Annotated in this window: 13 protein-coding genes; 4 read left to right on the top strand and 9 right to left on the bottom strand. The window is 64.9% G+C overall.

Features of this window, described 5'->3' with window-relative positions; genetic code table 11:
* The first annotated feature begins 33 nt into the window (after window positions 1–33).
* The 4 genes from V6M89_RS27925 to V6M89_RS27910 are packed head-to-tail and all read left to right on the top strand — an operon-like array spanning window position 34 to window position 5,436.
* Window positions 34–2,196 (top strand): peptidase domain-containing ABC transporter, encoded by a 2,163-nt coding sequence (locus V6M89_RS27925; protein ID WP_332856282.1) that lies wholly within the window; start codon window positions 34–36, stop codon window positions 2,194–2,196.
* Window positions 2,169–3,536 (top strand): HlyD family type I secretion periplasmic adaptor subunit, encoded by a 1,368-nt coding sequence (locus tag V6M89_RS27920; RefSeq protein ID WP_332856281.1) that lies wholly within the window; start codon window positions 2,169–2,171, stop codon window positions 3,534–3,536. The genes V6M89_RS27925 and V6M89_RS27920 overlap by 28 nt, the downstream gene beginning before the upstream one ends.
* A gap of 20 nt (window positions 3,537–3,556) precedes the next feature.
* Window positions 3,557–4,339, top strand: coding sequence for a glycosyltransferase family 2 protein (locus V6M89_RS27915; RefSeq protein ID WP_332856280.1), 783 nt, complete (start codon window positions 3,557–3,559; stop codon window positions 4,337–4,339).
* Window positions 4,340–4,386: 47 nt separating this feature from the next.
* Entirely contained in the window at window positions 4,387–5,436 is a 1,050-nt protein-coding gene (locus tag V6M89_RS27910; RefSeq protein ID WP_332856279.1) for a putative sugar O-methyltransferase, read from the top strand.
* A gap of 92 nt (window positions 5,437–5,528) precedes the next feature.
* Here the strand turns inward: V6M89_RS27910 and V6M89_RS27905 are convergent, their stop codons facing one another.
* From V6M89_RS27905 to rfbF, 9 genes are read right to left on the bottom strand one after another with little or no spacing between them, the layout of a single operon-like run.
* Complete coding sequence (locus V6M89_RS27905; protein ID WP_332856278.1) at window positions 5,529–7,073, bottom strand: glycosyltransferase; 1,545 nt, start codon at window positions 7,071–7,073, stop codon at window positions 5,529–5,531.
* 16 nt (window positions 7,074–7,089) lie between these two features.
* Window positions 7,090–8,145 carry an NAD-dependent epimerase/dehydratase family protein gene (locus V6M89_RS27900; RefSeq protein ID WP_332856277.1) on the bottom strand — a complete coding sequence of 352 codons (1,056 nt, stop codon included), beginning with the start codon at window positions 8,143–8,145 and terminating at the stop codon, window positions 7,090–7,092.
* Window positions 8,146–8,147: 2 nt separating this feature from the next.
* Window positions 8,148–9,170 carry a 4-hydroxy-2-oxovalerate aldolase gene (dmpG, locus tag V6M89_RS27895; protein WP_332856276.1) on the bottom strand — a complete coding sequence of 341 codons (1,023 nt, stop codon included), beginning with the start codon at window positions 9,168–9,170 and terminating at the stop codon, window positions 8,148–8,150.
* Window positions 9,163–10,086, bottom strand: coding sequence for an acetaldehyde dehydrogenase (acetylating) (locus V6M89_RS27890; protein WP_332856275.1), 924 nt, complete (start codon window positions 10,084–10,086; stop codon window positions 9,163–9,165). The genes dmpG and V6M89_RS27890 overlap by 8 nt, the downstream gene beginning before the upstream one ends.
* 6 nt (window positions 10,087–10,092) lie before the next feature.
* Window positions 10,093–11,049, bottom strand: a complete 957-nt coding sequence (locus tag V6M89_RS27885; RefSeq protein ID WP_332856274.1) for an NAD-dependent epimerase/dehydratase family protein — start codon at window positions 11,047–11,049, stop codon at window positions 10,093–10,095.
* A 1-nt stretch (window position 11,050) separates the two neighbouring features.
* Window positions 11,051–12,883, bottom strand: a complete 1,833-nt coding sequence (locus V6M89_RS27880; RefSeq protein WP_332856273.1) for a thiamine pyrophosphate-binding protein — start codon at window positions 12,881–12,883, stop codon at window positions 11,051–11,053.
* Window positions 12,883–14,208 carry a lipopolysaccharide biosynthesis protein RfbH gene (rfbH, locus tag V6M89_RS27875; protein WP_332856272.1) on the bottom strand — a complete coding sequence of 442 codons (1,326 nt, stop codon included), beginning with the start codon at window positions 14,206–14,208 and terminating at the stop codon, window positions 12,883–12,885. Before rfbH ends, V6M89_RS27880 begins: the two co-directional genes overlap by 1 nt.
* A 24-nt stretch (window positions 14,209–14,232) precedes the next feature.
* A complete protein-coding gene (gene rfbG, locus V6M89_RS27870; RefSeq protein WP_332856271.1) occupies window positions 14,233–15,309 on the bottom strand; it encodes a CDP-glucose 4,6-dehydratase in 1,077 nt (358 codons plus the stop codon).
* Window positions 15,306–16,079, bottom strand: coding sequence for a glucose-1-phosphate cytidylyltransferase (gene rfbF, locus V6M89_RS27865; protein WP_332856270.1), 774 nt, complete (start codon window positions 16,077–16,079; stop codon window positions 15,306–15,308). The genes rfbG and rfbF overlap by 4 nt, the downstream gene beginning before the upstream one ends.
* Window positions 16,080–16,173 lie beyond the last annotated feature (94 nt).

Here is a 16,173-nt window from a genome sequence, read left to right as displayed (position 1 = left end):
GCTTTTCCCAGCTCTTTCCCATTGATCAGGCTTATGCACGATAAATTTCCCCATACCGCGATCCAGTGTCTGACGGCCATCGCGCAGCACCATGGTCTGCAAATCAATCCAGAACGCCTGATCGATGACTATGCCTTGCGCGCGGAAGAACCCGGCACCGGCGCGCTGTTGCGGATCGCCTCGGACATCGGCCTCAAGGCCAAGGCCGACAAGCTGACCTGGTCGCGCCTGATGGCGCAGGGCGGCGTGTTCCCGCTGATGGCGCGCCTGAACGACGGCAATATGGTGATCGCGGTCGGCGTCAAGCCGGCCGAGGAAGGCGGCACCAGCGGCGGCGAAGACCATGTGGCCGTGCTCAACCCGGCCAACGCCAACGCCGCCGTGGTGATGGTGGCGCGCAGCGATTTTGAAAAGCGCTGGAGCGGCGACGTGCTGTTCATCAAACGCCAGCACAAGTTGAGCGATCCCAACCAGCCGTTCGGCCTGCGCTGGTTCATCCCCGAGATCCTGAAACAAAAAGCCGCGTTCCGCGACATCTTCATCGCCGCCATCGCCATGCAGCTGCTGGCGCTGGCCTCGCCGATCTTCTTCCAGCTGGTGATCGACAAGGTGCTGACCCACCAGAGCGTGACCACGCTGCAGGTGCTGGCGGTGGGCATCATCGCGGCGCTGGTGTTCGACGCCGTGTTCGGCTTCCTGCGGCAGACGCTGACGCTGGCCGCCTCCAACAAGATCGACATGCGGCTGACGCGCCGCGTGTTCGGCCACCTGCTGTCGCTGCCGATCGACTTCTTCGAGACCACCAGCGCCGGCGTGGTCACGCGCCACATGCAGCAGCTGGAAAAAATCCGCAGCTTCCTGACCGGCCGCCTGTTCTTCACCGCGCTCGACCTGATCGCGCTGCTGGTGTTCGTGCCCATCCTGTTCAGCTACTCGTTCAAGCTGGCGATGATCGTGCTGCTGTTCGCCGGCATGATCGCCGGCATCGTGGTGGCCATGGTGCCGACCTTCCAGCGCCGCCTCAACGCGCTGTACTCGGCCGAGGGCCAGCGCCAGGGCATGCTGGTGGAAACCATCCACGGCATGCGCACCGTCAAGGCGCTGGCGATCGAGCCGTCGCAGCGCCGCATCTGGGACCAGCGCTCGGCCGAGGCGATCACCATGCACTTCCGCGTCGGCCAGATCTCGATCGCCGGCAACGCCGTCACCGACTTCCTCGGCAAGCTGCTGCCGGTCACCCTGATCGTGGTCGGCGCCGCCGACGTCTTCACCGGCGGCTTGTCGGTGGGCGCGCTGATCGCCTTCCAGATGTTGTCCGGCCGCGTCACCCAGCCGTTGATCTCGATCGTCGGCCTGGTCAACGAATACCAGGAAACCGCGCTGTCGGTGCGCATGCTGGGCGAGGTGATGAACCGCGCGCCGGAAGGCCGCGCCGGCGCCAACGGCCTGCGTCCCGTGCTGCAGGGCGAGATCCGCTTCGACGACGTCACCTTCCGCTATCCGGGCGCGCAGGCGATGGCGCTGGACAAGGCCCGCTTCACCATCGAGCCGGGCACCGTGGTCGGCATCGTCGGCCGTTCCGGCTCCGGCAAGACCACTTTGACCAAGCTGATCCAGGGCCTGTATCCGGTGCAGGAAGGCATCGTCCGCTTCGACGGCATCGACGCCCGCGAGATCGAGCTGTCGCACCTGCGGCGCCAGATCGGCGTGGTGCTGCAGGAGAACTTCCTGTTCCGCGGCACGGTGCGCGAGAACCTGTCGGTCACCAAGCCGGACGCCACGTTCGAGGAACTGGTGGAAGCGGCGGCCGCCGCCGGCGCCGACGAATTCATCGAGCGCCTGCCGATGGGCTACGACACCGTGCTGGAGGAGAACGCCTCCAACCTGTCCGGCGGCCAGAAGCAGCGGCTGTCGATCGCCCGCACGCTGGTGGCCAAGCCGCGCATCCTGATCCTGGACGAGGCGGCGTCGGCGCTGGATCCGGAATCGGAAGCCATCTTCATCAGCAACCTGGCGCGCATCGCGGTCGGCCGCACGGTGGTGATGATCTCGCACCGCCTGTCGACCCTGGTCAACGCCGACAAGATCATGGTCATGCAACAGGGCCGGCTGGTCGACGCCGGCCGCCACGAAGAACTGCTCACCACCAGCGACACTTACCAGCACTTATGGAACCAGCAAACAAGTCACCTCTAAGCTTCAAGCGCCGCCGCAAGGACGAAACCGAAATCGCGTTCCTGCCGGACGCCGACGCCATCGAGCGCGGCCCGCTGCCCAAGTTCGTGCGCATCACGCTGCACGTGATGCTGGCCGCCTTCGTGTTCTTCATCGTCTGGGCCAGCGTGTCGCCGGTGGAGAAGATCGTGGTCGCCCACGGCCGCCTGGTCAATCCGCTGCCGAACATCGTGGTGCAGCCGCTCGACACCTCGATCATCCAGAGCATCGACGTGCGGGTCGGCCAGGTGGTGAAAAAAGGCCAGGTGCTGGCCACTTTGGATCCGACCTTCACCGCCGCCGACGAGCAGCAGCTGCGCTCGCGCCTGGACAGCCTGAACACCCAGGCCGCCGGCCTGCGCGCCGAGCTGGCGGGCCAGCCGGGCGCAACCACCGGCAGCGGTTCGAGCGCCGACAGCCTGCTGCAGGCGCAGTTGTCGACCGAACGCAAGGCCAACTTCGAAGCGCAGAAGAACAAGATGGACCAGAACATCGCGCGCCTCAAGGCCGGCCTGGAAACCAACAAGCACGACCAGTCGATCCTGGCCCAGCGCGTCAAGTCGCTGCGCGAAGTGGAAGCCATGCAGGAGCAGCTGATGGCCGAGCAGTTCGGCGCCAAGATGCACCTGCTGGAAGCGCGCGACCGCCGCCTCGAAGTCGAGCGCGACATGGACATGCAGCGCAACAAGTCGATCGAGATGGCCAGCGAGCTGGCCTCGGCCCAGTCCGAGCGCGCCGCCTTCGACAAGAGCTGGCGCCAGAAGGCGATGGAAGACCTGCTGAGCGCCACGCGCGACCGCGACGGCGTCGCCGAGCAGCTGTCCAAGGCCGACAAGCGCGCCAAGGCGATCCACATGCTGGCGCCGGCCGACGGCGTGGTGCTGGAGATCGGCAAGCTGTCGGTGGGCTCCATCGTGCGCGAGGCCGAGCCGCTGTTCACGCTGGTGCCGCTGGGCGCGCAGCTGGAGGCCGAGGTGCAGATCGACTCGCTCGACATCGGCTACATCAAGCCGGGCGCGCTGGCCCACATCAAGGTGGACGCCTTCTCGTTCCAGCAGCACGGCATGCTGGAGGGCAAAGTGCGCACCATCAGCCAGGATTCCTTCAAGCGCGAGGCGGCCGACAAGAACGGCGGCGGCCTCGACGCCTACTACCTGAGCCGCATCCCCTACACCGGCAAGCTGAGGAAGATGACCGAGGGCGCCCAGCTGCTGCCGGGCATGACGGTCTCGGCCGAGGTGGTGGTGGGCCACCGCACGGTGATGTCCTACCTGCTGTACCCGCTGACCCGGGCCATGGACGAATCGATACGCGAACCCTGATAGCCACCGGAGCCTGACACGTGTTCACCATCATCATCGCCACCCACGACCGTCCGCTGCTGCTGATCCGTACGCTGGAGTCGCTGATTGCGCAGACCTGCCAGGACTTCAACGTCATCATCGTGTCGGACACGGCGGGCTACCTGCCGCCCTACCAGCAGCTGGCCCAGCTCGACACCCGCTTCGACTTCGTGATACGCCGCAGCGGCAAGGGCGGCCCGGCCGCCAGCCGCAACCTCGGGCTGGCGATCGCCGAGGGCGAATACATCCTGTTCCTCGACGACGACGACACCTTCCGCCCCGGCCACCTGGCGGCGCTGAAGGCGCGCCTGCTGCGCGACAAGCCGGCGCTGCTGTTCTGCGACTTCCAGGTGCAGAACGAAGACCGCACCGTCTACCCGCCGACCGCGCTGTCGACCCAGGCGCTGTCGATCGCCGACGTCAGCTTCGACAGCGTCTACGTGCGCAACCGCATCCCCAACAGCTGCGTGGCCTACCGCCGCGACGTGCTGGACGGCGTGCGCAATGAAACCGACCTGATCCTGTACGAAGACTGGGACTTCCTGCTGGCCGCGATGCACGGCCGCCAGCTGGCGCACCTGGCCACGGACGGCGTGGTGATCCACAAGAGCCAGGCCACGGCGCCGGAGAACATGCGGCGCGGTAATTCGCAGGACGACAAGATCGTCGAGGTCATGCTGCAGCTGTACCGCAAGCACGCGGCGCCGAATATGGAGACACGGCTGGCGCGCCAGGCGCTGCTGGCCGGCGCCGGCGTGGTGCTGGACCTGGCGTATTTTTGACCGATTTTTAAACGCAGTGCGACTATAACCTCACAGAAGGATCTGCCATGTTTTTAACCGTAGAAAATGGATTTATCGAGCGACCGGCCGTAGCGGACCGGGCCATCGTCGAACGCGTGATGAATTCGTATAACAAGGCCAAGGCGGTGCAGAAGGATGCGGCGGAAGAGTACCAGGTCAGCCACATGTGGCTGCCGATCTACCAGGGTTATATGGGCGAGCTGATGCAGACCATGGCCAACCGCGACATCGACAAGCTGTGCCACATCTACGCCAACTTCTTCCGCGACCAGAGCACCGTCGGCATCCACGGCATGCCGGTCGACATGCAGAGCACCTACTTCTCCGGCAACATCAGCGAAGACGCCAAGGGCAAGTACCTGGCCGACGTCATGCACCGCATGCAGATCTGGCTGGACTCGATGGGCAAGGTGCTGCCGCTGGAGTCGCTGGAGACGCCGCTGGTGGGCAATCCCTACGGCTTCTACATCGACGGCAAGTTCTACCGCGCCGGCGTCGACTACCAGCACTACTACGCCACCATCATCGGCCGCCTGATCCGCGGCAAGCAGCACAAGACGGTGCTGGAGCTGGGCGGCGGCTTCGGCGGCCTGGGCCACTTCCTGATGCGCGACAATCCGGACCTGACCTACATCGACGTCGACCTGCCGGAAAACATGGCGCTGAGCGCCTACTACCTGCTGGCCGGCTGTCCCGGCAAGAAGATCGCGCTGTTCGGCGAGATCGACCTGGCCACGGCCGACCTGACCCAGTACGACGCGGTGGTGCTGCCGAACTTCGCGCTGGCGGAATTGAAGGACAACACGGTGGACATGGCGTTCAACTCGTACAGCCTGGCGGAGATGTCGCTCAACAACGTGGCCAACTACGTCAAGCAGTTCAGCCGCCTGTCGCGCAAGTTCATCTACCACATCAACCACACGGCGATCCCGCCGGTGAAGTCGGACGACTTCGCCTTCGACTTCGACAAGTTCGAGCTGATCTCGCGCGCGCCGGCGCTGTGGAACATGGGCCGCAACAAGCACATGGACGAGTTCGAGTACCTGTACAAGTCCAAGCACCTGAGCTTCAACTAAGGTCACGCCGTCGCTCCCGCGCAGGCGGGAGCCCATGCTGAGCGTCCTGGCATGCTCAGCATGGATTCCCGCCTGCGCGGGAATGACGCTGGTTATTGCAGCCGCGCCAGGACGGCGTCGACGTTGTCGGCCGTCAGGCCTTCATACAGCGCCTCGCGGTTGGCCAGGATGGCTTCGTCGCTGACTTTGGAAAAGTCGAACTTCAACATCTTCTCCACCACCGCCGGTTCGAAACGGTGCTTGATGTAGCGCGCCGGGTTGCCGCCGACGATGGTGTACGGCGCCACGCTCTTGGTCACCACGCTGCCGGCCGCGACGATCGCGCCCTGGCCTATCGTCACGCCCGACATGATCAGCGTCTGGTAGCCGATCCACACGTCATCCTCCACCACGATCGGCCCCTTGGTCGACGATTCCAGCATGTCGCCGAAATACTTGACCTTGAACGGGAAGGTCGAGAAGCCGTCGTACGGGTGGTTCCCGCCCAGCATGAACTTGACCTCGCTGGCGATCGACACAAAGCTGCCTATGCTCAGCCGCTCGGCGTCGCGGCCGTAGGCCATGATGTTGAGCTCGCCATACGAGCGGCGTCCCACCGTCACCTTGCTGAAGTCGAACGGCCCGGCCGACATGGTCAGCATCGTGTGGTTGTGCGGATTCAGCGCGCGCCAGTAGTCGGCCTTCTGCTCCTCGAACGATTTTTCCGGCGCCGGCGGCGGCGCCACCGCCGCGGCCTGCTTCGGCACGTCGGTGATCAGGTTCTCCACCGCCTTGTAGAAGTAGTCGTCGTGCAGGTAGTCCTGCATGTGCTCGAAGAAGCCGGTGCGCGAGAAATCGTCGTTGTCGCCGAAGTAGTAGGGGATGATGTGGTTGATCAGCAGCGCCTTCTTCTCCACCTCGTAGACTTCCTTGCTCAGCTGGCCGTTGGCCAGGTAGGGCTTGAGCAGGGTCAGGTAGTTGGTGCCGAACACCTGCGCCACGTTGTAGCCGCTCTTGCGGCCGGCGTTGACGCCGGCGAAGTAGCGGCCGTACAGCACGATGGCGCGCTTGCCCAGGCCCATCAGGCGGAACATGACGTCGGTCTGCACCAGCTTCAGGTGCACATTGCGGCCGAAGTCCGGCATCGCGTAAAACTCGTCGCGCCACATGCCGAAGCCGCCGATCCAGGTGGCGAAGTAGGACACCCGCTGGACGAACTCGTCGAAGGTGTTCAGCACCTCGATCGCATTGCCGGCGAACATATTGCCGTTGGTGAAGAACACCACCGGCTTCTCGGCCGCCACCGCGCGGTACACCTTGACCAGTTCGGTCAGGCTGCCGTCCAGGATGGTCAGGTTATCGTTGTGCAGCTTCAGGTAGTTGCCGCTGCCCATGCGCAGCGCCGCTTCGAAGTTCTTGTCCGGGAACACCGGCTCCGGGTGGCGCGAGTACTTGATCTTGTCCGGGTAGGCGGCGGCGAAGGCCTGGCCCACGGCCTGGGTGCTGTCGTCCGAGCAGTTATCGGAGATCAGCACCTCGATGTCGTAAGTGTCGGTGAACGCCTGCTGGGCGACGATGCTTTCCAGCGTCTGCTTGAGAAAAGGGCCTCGGTTGAAGGTCGGAATGCATATCGATAAAACGAAGCCGGTTGGTTCCATAGGTCTGTCCAGAAAGTTAAGCGCGCGGCGTGGCGAACCAGCGGTAGGTCTTGGTGATGGTCTGTTCCAGGCCGCAGGTCTGGCGCACGCCCAGGCGTTTCTGCGTGGCGGTCACGTCGGGATACAGGTCGTCCTGCGCCGGCTGCTTGCCGGGCGCGGTGTTCAGCGCCACGCGCGGCGCCGGCGTCACGCGCTCGCCGATCAGGCGCACCAGCTCCAGGTGGGTCACCGCCTCGGCGCTGCCCAGGTTGTAGATCTCGCCGTCCACGCCCTTGACCAGCGCGGCCAGCGTCCACCAGGCGGCGTCGCTGCCGTACAGGTAGCTGCGGCGCGCGCTGCCGTCGCCGTGGATACGGATCTCGCTGCCGGTCAGCACGTCGCGCAGGAAGTTGTTGATGGCCCACGGGCGGTCCAGCTGCTGATAGGCGCCGGTCAAGGTGAACGGCCGCACGGTCGATACCGGCAGCCGGTACTGGCTGCGGTAGATCGAGGCCAGCATCTCGGCCGAGCGCTTGGCGTCCACATACACCTTGTGCAACTGGCCGGACGGGATCGGGTAGTAATCGTTCTCGCCCAGCGGGCCGGGACGCTGCGGCGTGCCGGCCACCAGGCAGGAGCTGACGTTGACGAAGCGCAGCAGGCCGTCCAGCTGCGAGGCGGCGTCCAGCGCGTTGCCGATGCCGGCCACGGTGGTCTGGTGCACCCGCAGCGGATCGGAGGCGTGCACGCGGTTGTTCGGGATGCCGGCCGCGTGCACCACGTAGCTGGTGTTCTTGGCGAATTCGAACGGCGAGCGCACGTCCTGCGAGCGCAGGCGGATGTCCAGCCGCTTGGCCAGGTGCGGGTATTGCGCCGGCCATTCGCTGACGTTGCGGGCGAACAGGTCGAGCGTGATGCCCAGCTGGTACTGGTCGTTCAGCGCGGCCACCATCTCGGCGATCCAGCTGCCGAGGAAGCCGGTGCCGCCGGTGACGGCGATGTGCTGGCGCGCCAGCGCGGCGCGCACGTCGGGCTGGTCGGCGCAGGCGGCCAGGCAGTCCTGGCGCATTTCGGCGTTGCGTTGATCGGTCATGATTATCCTTTCTGGGCGGCGCTTTGGGCTGCCAAATCGCGCGCGACTTCGATGATCAGGCTTTCCTGCCCGGCCACCGCGTTGCGCTTGCCAAGGCCGAAGAAGATGTCGCGCGGGTCGACCTTGTAATCCTCCGCCGCCCGCGCCACCGGCTTGGCGAAGCCGGAAAACACGCCGGCCAGGCCGGAGACGATGGACAGCGGCGAAATCGACGGCGCCACCGGATTGAATTCCTTCTCGGCGATGTCGGCCGCGTCGAGGATCTTGTACAGGTCGATGCCGGTCTCGAAGCCGAGGCGGTCGAACACCGCCACCAGCACTTCGAGCTGGGTGTTGCCGGCGCCGGCGCCGAAGCCGCGGATGGTGCCGTCGATGATGGTGGCGCCCTCGTTGACCGCCGTGACCGAGTTGATCACCGCCATGCCCAGGTTGTTATGGCCGTGGAAGCCGACCGGGATATTCAGGCCGTTGACCAGCGTCGAGATGCGTTCCTTGACGTCGTCCGGGAAGTAGGCGCCGGCCGAATCCATGATGACGATCGCTTCGGCGCCGTAGGATTCCATCTTCTTGGCCTCCTCCAGCAGCACCGAGGGGCTGGCCATGTGGCTCATCATCAGCACGCCCCAGGCTTCCTTGCCTTCCTTGCGGGCGTAGGCGATGTGGCGGTCGGTGATGTCGGCCTCGGTGCAGTGGGCGGCGATGCGGAACACGTCCACGCCCAGCTCCACCGCGCGCACCAGGTCCTTCTTGATGGTGCAGAAGCCGGGGATCACGTGGATGCCGAGCCGCGATTTCTTCAGGTGCTGGCGCGAGATGGTGAGGATCTCCTCGTCCGTCAGCCGGCATTCGCCGACCAGCAGCGAGGAGGCGCCCAGGCCGTTGCCGTGGCCGACTTCGACGATCGGCACGCCGGCCGCTTCGGCGGCCTGGCAGTAGGCGATGAAGCTTTCGCGGCTCAGTTGATGGCGCACGGCGTGGTTGCCGTCGCGCAGGGTCGGATCGCTGATCAGGATTTTCTTAGCCATGCTTGCGCTCCTCTTGGTGTTTTTTACCGTGCTTGCCGTGTTTCGACGTGGCCAGCATTTCCGCCATGGCGATGGCGGCGCAGTTGATGATGTCCAGGTTGCCCGCGTACTGCGGCAGGTAGTCGCCGGCGCCCACCACCTTGATGGTGGTGATGATGCGGCCACCCTCGATGGTCGGCGGCACCACCAGGCCGTAGCCCGGCACATAGGTCTTCAGCTTGGCCACCATCGCGTCCACCGAGGCGCGGATCGCCTCCAGGTCCGGGTTGGCGATCTTGGCGTAGATCGTGGTCTGCATGTCGATCGGCGGGTTGGCCGGGTTCAGGATCAGGATGGCCTTGGCGCGTTTGGCGCCGGAGAAGCGCTGCAGCGCTTCCTCGGTGGTGTCGATGTATTCGTCCAGGTTGGCGCGCGTGGCCGGGCCGGCGCTGCGCGAGGCGATGCTGGACGCCACCTCGACGTACTCGATATCCTTGTGCACCATGCCGATGGCGGCGGCGATCGGGATCGACGACTGGCCGCCGCAGGTGATCATGTTGATGTTGGCGGTGCCGGTGTCCAGGCATTCCTGGGCGTTGATCGCCGGGATGCAGAACTCGCCCAGCTTGGCCGGCGTCATGTCGATCACGGTCTTGCCCAGTTTTTCCAGCACCGCCCAGTGGGCGATGTGGGCCTGGGCCGAGGTGGCGTCGAACACCACGTCGCAGATGGCCGGATCGGCGATGATGGCCTCGATGCCGCGGTCCGAGATCGGCACGCCCAGCTGGCTGGCGCGCTTCATGCCGGCGGAATTGAAATTACGCCCGGCGAACAGGGTGCACACCAAATGCTTGGAGCGCATCACCTTGATCATCAGGTCGGTGCCGATGTTCCCGGAGCCGATGATGGCTATCTTGAGTTTGTCGGAGCTTGTCATCTGGTTTCACCCATGGTCTTGTTGTGTTGCGTCCCTGCCGAGGATTATCGCCGATTCCACGGCGATGCCATCGATAGAGGAGTACGCGGGTTGATAGCCCAATTCGGCGGCTTGCCGGTTGAGCGAATAGTAAAAGGGCTTGGCGCCGGTGGCGTTGACGATGCCGGCCGGCGCTTGGGTGCTTGCGGCGACCTCGTAGCGCAGGCCGAAGCGCTGCTGCATGGCGGTCAGCAGCTCCTGCTTCTCCACCGGCGCCGCGCTGTAGCAGTCGAACGCGCGGTTCTGCGGCGGCGCATCCAGCACGCGCCGCACCAGCTGGTGGAAGTCCTGCGGGTGCAGGTAGTCGCGCACCATCTGGCCGTCCGTGGTTTGCAGCACGGTGTCGTCGCGGATGGCGCGCAGGATGTCGGTGATGAAGAAGCGCGCGCCCAGGTCCTGGGTGCGGCTGAAGTAGTTGAACACCCGCAGGTCGGTGATCGCCAGTTCCGGCAGCGCGCGGTGCTTGCATTCCGCATGCAGCTTGGCCATCGCGTAGTAGTCCTGCGGCGTGACGGCGTTCAGCGCGATGCTGGCGCGGGTGTCCGGGCCGGCCGGCTGGGTGAAGGTCGGGCCGTAGGCGGCGCCGCTCGACAGGAAAATATAGCGCCGCTGCGGATGCAGCTTGAGCTGCTCCAGCGCCAGGTCGTCGTACTGCTGGGTGATGCCGAAGATGGCGCCGCCCATCTGCGCGGCGCGCTGCGGATCGCCGACGCCGACGAAATTGAGCACGGCGTCGTGCGGCTCGCGGCCGTAGTCCGCATAGTCCAGCACGGCGAAATCCAGGCCGCGCGACTGCTGCCAGCGCTGCGCCGCCGCGACGTCGCGCACGTACAGCAGCAGCTCGGAGCAGCCCTCGCGCGCCAGCGACTGGATCAGATCCTTGGCGATCTGGCTGCTGGCACCGAGGATGGCGATGCGTTCCATGCTAGAGCGTTTTCGACTTCTCGTGCATGCCGCCTATCATGGCCTTATCCAGCACATCGCGCGGGATCAGCGGCGACAGGTCCTCCAGCGGCGGCGACACCAAGGTGCCGTCGGCGCGCGAGACCACGCCCAGCTTCGGCGAGAACAGCTGCTGCGGATGCATGAACACTTCGCAGATCACCGGGCCGGTGTGGGCCTGCACCTTGGCCAGCGTGGCGTCGCACTCGTCCCAGCCGCGGATCTGGTAGGCGGGGATGTCGAAGGCGGCGGCCAGCTTGGAGAAGTCGGGGCAGGACACGCCGGACTTGCGGTCGGTGCCGACGTAGTCCGACTTGAACAGCGACTTCTGCGTGTGCTTGATCATCAGGTAGCCGTCGTTGTTGAAGATGAACAGCTTGATCGGCAGGTTGTGATGCACCATGGTTTGCAGCTCTTGCAGGTTCATCATCATGCCGCCGTCGCAGTTCAGGCACATCACCTCGCCGCGGTCGTTGGCGAACGACACGCCCAGCGCGGCCGGCAGGCCGTAGCCCATCTCGCCCAAACCGGTGGAGGTCATGAAGCGCTGGCCTTCCTTGAAGCGCAGCACCTGGTGGCCGCTCAGCAGCGCCGTGCCCATGTCGGTCACCACCACCTGGTCGTCCTTGAAGAAGCCGTTCAGGCGCTCCATGAAGCGGTAGGAGTTGATGTAGCCTTCCGGATCCGCGTGCTCGGCGCCCACCCACGGGAACTGCTCCTCGTAGGCGCGGCACTTGGCGACCCAGTCGGCCTTCGATGCGATGGCCGGCGCGCTCGCCGCGTCCAGGCGCGCCTGCAGCGCCTCGATGAAGACGCGGGCGTCGCAGATGATGTTTTCCTGCGTGCGCTTGGCGTGCTTGATCACTTCGTCGCCGTCGATGTCGACCACGTCGATGCGCGCCAGGCGGGCCAGTTCATTGATGTCGTAGCCGATCTGCGGGATCGCCAGGCGGGTGCCGATGGCCAGCACGTAGTCGCTGTTCTGCAGGATGAAGTTGGCGGCGCGCTGGCCGTAGACGCCGGCGCGGCCGAACACCAGCGGGTGGCTGGAGTCGAGCATGTCGATGCCGGCCCACGACACCAGCGCCGGCGAGCCGAGTTTTTCCAGCAGCGGCTTGAGCAGACGCTCGCCGCCGGCCAGGCGGATGCCGTTGCCCAGCCAGAGCACCGGACGCTCGGCCTTGGCCAATGCGGCCAGCACGCTGTCCACCTGCGCGGCCACGGCCGGCGTCAGGTAGTCGGGCGCCGGCGGCGCGACGTAGTGCTCCAGCGTGGCCGGATCGATGCGGCCGGACTGGATGTCCATCGGGATCTCGATCCAGGTCGGACCCGGACGGCCTTCCAGCGCCAGGTGCACGCCTTTTTCCAGTTCGTAGACGGCGCGTTCCATCTTCGTCACGCGCATCTGGTATTTGCTGACGCGCTCCACCATCTGGCAGGAATCGTAGCCCTGCACGCCCCACATGCGCAGCGGGTTTTCCGGGAAGGTGAACTTGGAGTTCTCGTTGCCGGCGATGATGATGCACGGGATCGAATCGGCCCATGCCGACACCACGCCTGTGACGCCGTTGGTGGAGCCGGCGCCGGTGGTCAGCAGCGCGGCGGCGATGCGGCCGTTGGTGCGGTAGTAGGTCTGCACCGCCATGCAGGCGGCCTGCTCGTGGTGGACGCAGACGATCTCGGTGTAGCCGCGGCGGGCGATGGCTTCGAACAGGTGCACGTTGCCGGCGCCGATGATGCCGAAGGCGTGCTGGATGCCCAGGTTTTCCAGGGCTTCGGCCACCAGTTCGGCGACCTTGACTTTATTGTCTTGCATTAGAAGTTCACACCAAAGAAGGCTTCGAGTTTGTCGATCGTGAAGTCCAGCATTTCACGGGTCAGGCCGGGGAACACGCCGATCCAGAAGGTGTCGTTCATCACGCGGTCGGTGTTGGTCAACTCGCCGGAGACGCGGTAGTTGCGGCCCACCATATACGGCTGGCGCGTCAGGTTACCGGCGAACAGCAGGCGGGTGCCGATCTTGTGCTGGTCCAGGTAGGTCAGCAGGTCGACGCGCGAGACGTTCGCTTCAGGCTTCAGCGTCATCGGGAAACCGAACCACGACGGGTCGGAATGCTCGGTCGCCTGCGGCAGGATCAGGAACTCGGCGCACGATTGCAGGCGCTCGGTCAGGTAGGCGAAGTTGTCCTTGCGGGCCTGGATGAAGCCCGGCGCGCGGTCGATCTGCGCCAGGCCGCAGGCGGCCTGCATGTCGGTGATCTTCAGGTTGTAGCCCAGGTGGCTGTAGGTGTACTTGTGGTCGTAGCCCATCGGCAGCGTGCCCAGGCACTGGCAGAAACGCTTGCCGCAGGTGTTGTCCTTGCCCGGCGCGCAGTAGCAGTCGCGGCCCCAGTCGCGGAACGATTCGGCGATCATCTTCAGTTCGGCGTTGTTGGTGAACACCGCGCCGCCTTCGCCCATGGTGATGTGGTGGGCGGGGTAGAACGACATGGTGCCGATGTCGCCGAAGGTGCCGACCATCTTGCCGTGGTAGGTGGAACCCAGCGCGTCGCAGCAGTCTTCGATCAGCCACAGATTGTGCTTCTTGCAGATCGCGGTGATGACGTCCAGGTTGTACGGATTGCCCAGCGTGTGGGCCAGCATGATGGCCTTGGTCTTGGGCGAGATCGCCGCTTCCAGCTGGGTCACGTCGATGTTGTAGGTGCCCAGTTCGACGTCGACGAAGACAGGGATCGCGCCGAACTGGATGATCGGATTGACGGTGGTAGGGAAGCCGGCGGCCACGCCGATCACTTCATCGCCCTGCTGGATCGCGCGCGCGCCCAGCTTCGGCGAGGTCAGCGTGTTGAACGCGACCAGGTTGGCCGAGGAGCCGGAGTTCACGGTGATCAGGAAGTCCACGCCGATCATCTTGGCCAGCTTGGCCTCGAACTGGTCGTTGAAGCGGCCGGTGGTCAGCCAGGCGTCGAGCGAGGCTTCGACCATCAGTTCCATTTCCGGTGCGCCGACCACTTTGCCGGCCGGCGGGATCACCGTCACGCCGGGTTCGAAGGCCTTAGGCACGCTGGCCAGCGCGCCGTATTCGCCCACCAGCTTGATGATCTGTGCGCGGAGTTGTTCTTTGCTTTGTGCTTCACTCATGATTGCTGCCCTAAAGATGGTCGCTTAAAGATGTGCGGTGTTTTGATATGTGTCGATTTGCGCCAGCGTCAGCGCGCGCATGTCGGCGCCTTTGGCGTGGGCCTGGTGCCATGCGACGATCATGTCGATCGTATGGCCCAGGTGCCAGCGCGGCTGCCAGTGCAGGCGGCTGCGGGCCTTGGAACAATCGAGTTTCAGGTAGTGCGCCTCGTGCGGCTGCGGCGCCGAGTCCAGCTCCCAGCCGGCGCCCTGGCCCCAGCTTTCGCACAGGCGCGAGATGATCCATTCGACCGGACGGGCGTCGATGTCGTGCGGGCCGAAGTTGAAGCCCTCGGCGAAATCCGCGCCTTGCAGGTACAGGTGTTCGGCCAGCGCCAGGTAGCCCGACAGCGGCTCCAGCACGTGCTGCCACGGGCGGATCGCGTGCGGGCTGCGGATGCGCACCGGCTTGCCGGCGGCGATGGCGCGCACCATGTCGGGGATCAGGCGGTCCTCGGCCCAGTCGCCGCCGCCGATCACATTGCCGGCGCGGCCGGAGCCCAGGCCGACGCCATGCTCGGCGTATTTTTCAGGATTGAAGAAGGACGAGCGGTAGCCGGCCGTCACCAGTTCGGCGCAGGCCTTGCTGTTGCTGTAAGGGTCGTAGCCGCCAAAGGCTTCGTTCTCGCGATAGCCCCAGGCCCATTCCTTGTTCTCGTAGCACTTGTCGCTGGTGACGTTGACCACGGCCTTGACGCCGGGCGTGTTGCGCACCGCTTCGAAGAAATTCACCAGCCCCATGACGTTGGTGGCGTAGGTCTCCACCGGATTGGCGTACGAATAGCGCACCAGCGCCTGCGCCGCCATGTGGATGACGATTTCCGGACGCGCCTTCATCATCGCTTCGCGCAGGGCCGCGCCGTCGCGGATGTCGCCGATGATGGAGGTCATGCCGGCGCCGACTTGCGCCGTCTCGAACAGACTGGGTTTGCTTGGTGCTTCGAGCGCGTAGCCGGTGACGTGCGCGCCCAGTTGCTGCAACCACAGGCTCAGCCAGCTCCCCTTGAAACCGGTGTGCCCGGTCAGGAATACACGCTTGCCGTGCCAGAAGGATGGATTCATGGCCATCGCTTCCACGGGGCCTTGCCGCTTTCCCACAGGTCTTCCAACAGGACCTTGTCGCGCAGCGTGTCCATCGGCTGCCAGAAACCGTGGTGGTGGAAGGCGTCCATCTGGCCTTCCCTGGCCAGTTTTTCCATCGGCTCTTTTTCCCAGGTGGTGCTGTCGTCGGCGATGTAGTCGATCACTTTCGGCGACAGCACGAAGTAGCCGCCGTTGATCCAGGCGCCGTCGCCCTGCGGTTTTTCCTTGAAGCTGACGATGCGCTGGCCGTCGATGTCGATCGCGCCGAAGCGGCCCGGCGGCTGCACCGCCGTCATGGTGGCCAGCTTGCCGTGCTGCTTGTGGAAGGCGATCGAGGCGGCGATGTCGATGTCGGCCACGCCGTCGCCGTAGGTGAAGCAGAAGGCTTCGTCGTTCTCGACGTACTGGCGCACGCGCTTCAGGCGGCCGCCGGTCAGGGTGTCGGCGCCGGTGTCGATCAGCGTGACCTTCCAGGGTTCGGCGTGGCGCTCGTGCACTTCCATGCTGTTCTTTTGCAGGTCGAAGGTGACGTCCGACGTGTGCAGGAAGTAGTTGGCGAAGAATTCCTTGATCACGTAGCCGCGGTAGCCACAGCAGATGACGAAGTCGTTGATGCCGTGAGCCGAATAGCTCTTCAGGATGTGCCACAGGATAGGCTTGCCGCCGACTTCCACCATCGGTTTCGGCTTGACCGTGGTCTCTTCGCTGAGCCGTGTGCCCAGTCCACCAGCCAGTATGACTGCTTTCATACGATCCCCGATTATTTTGAATTGACGCAGACGATATTATCTCTTGCGCCCGGGCTATTTTAAACGAAAAGCAGGGGTCGTTTGGTGCCACAGA

This window comes from Duganella sp. S19_KUP01_CR8, assembly GCF_036688705.1.
Classification (GTDB): domain Bacteria; phylum Pseudomonadota; class Gammaproteobacteria; order Burkholderiales; family Burkholderiaceae_D; genus Rugamonas.
The sequence above is the reverse complement of the archived record's forward strand: the minus strand, read 5'-3'. Positions and strand labels throughout refer to the sequence as shown.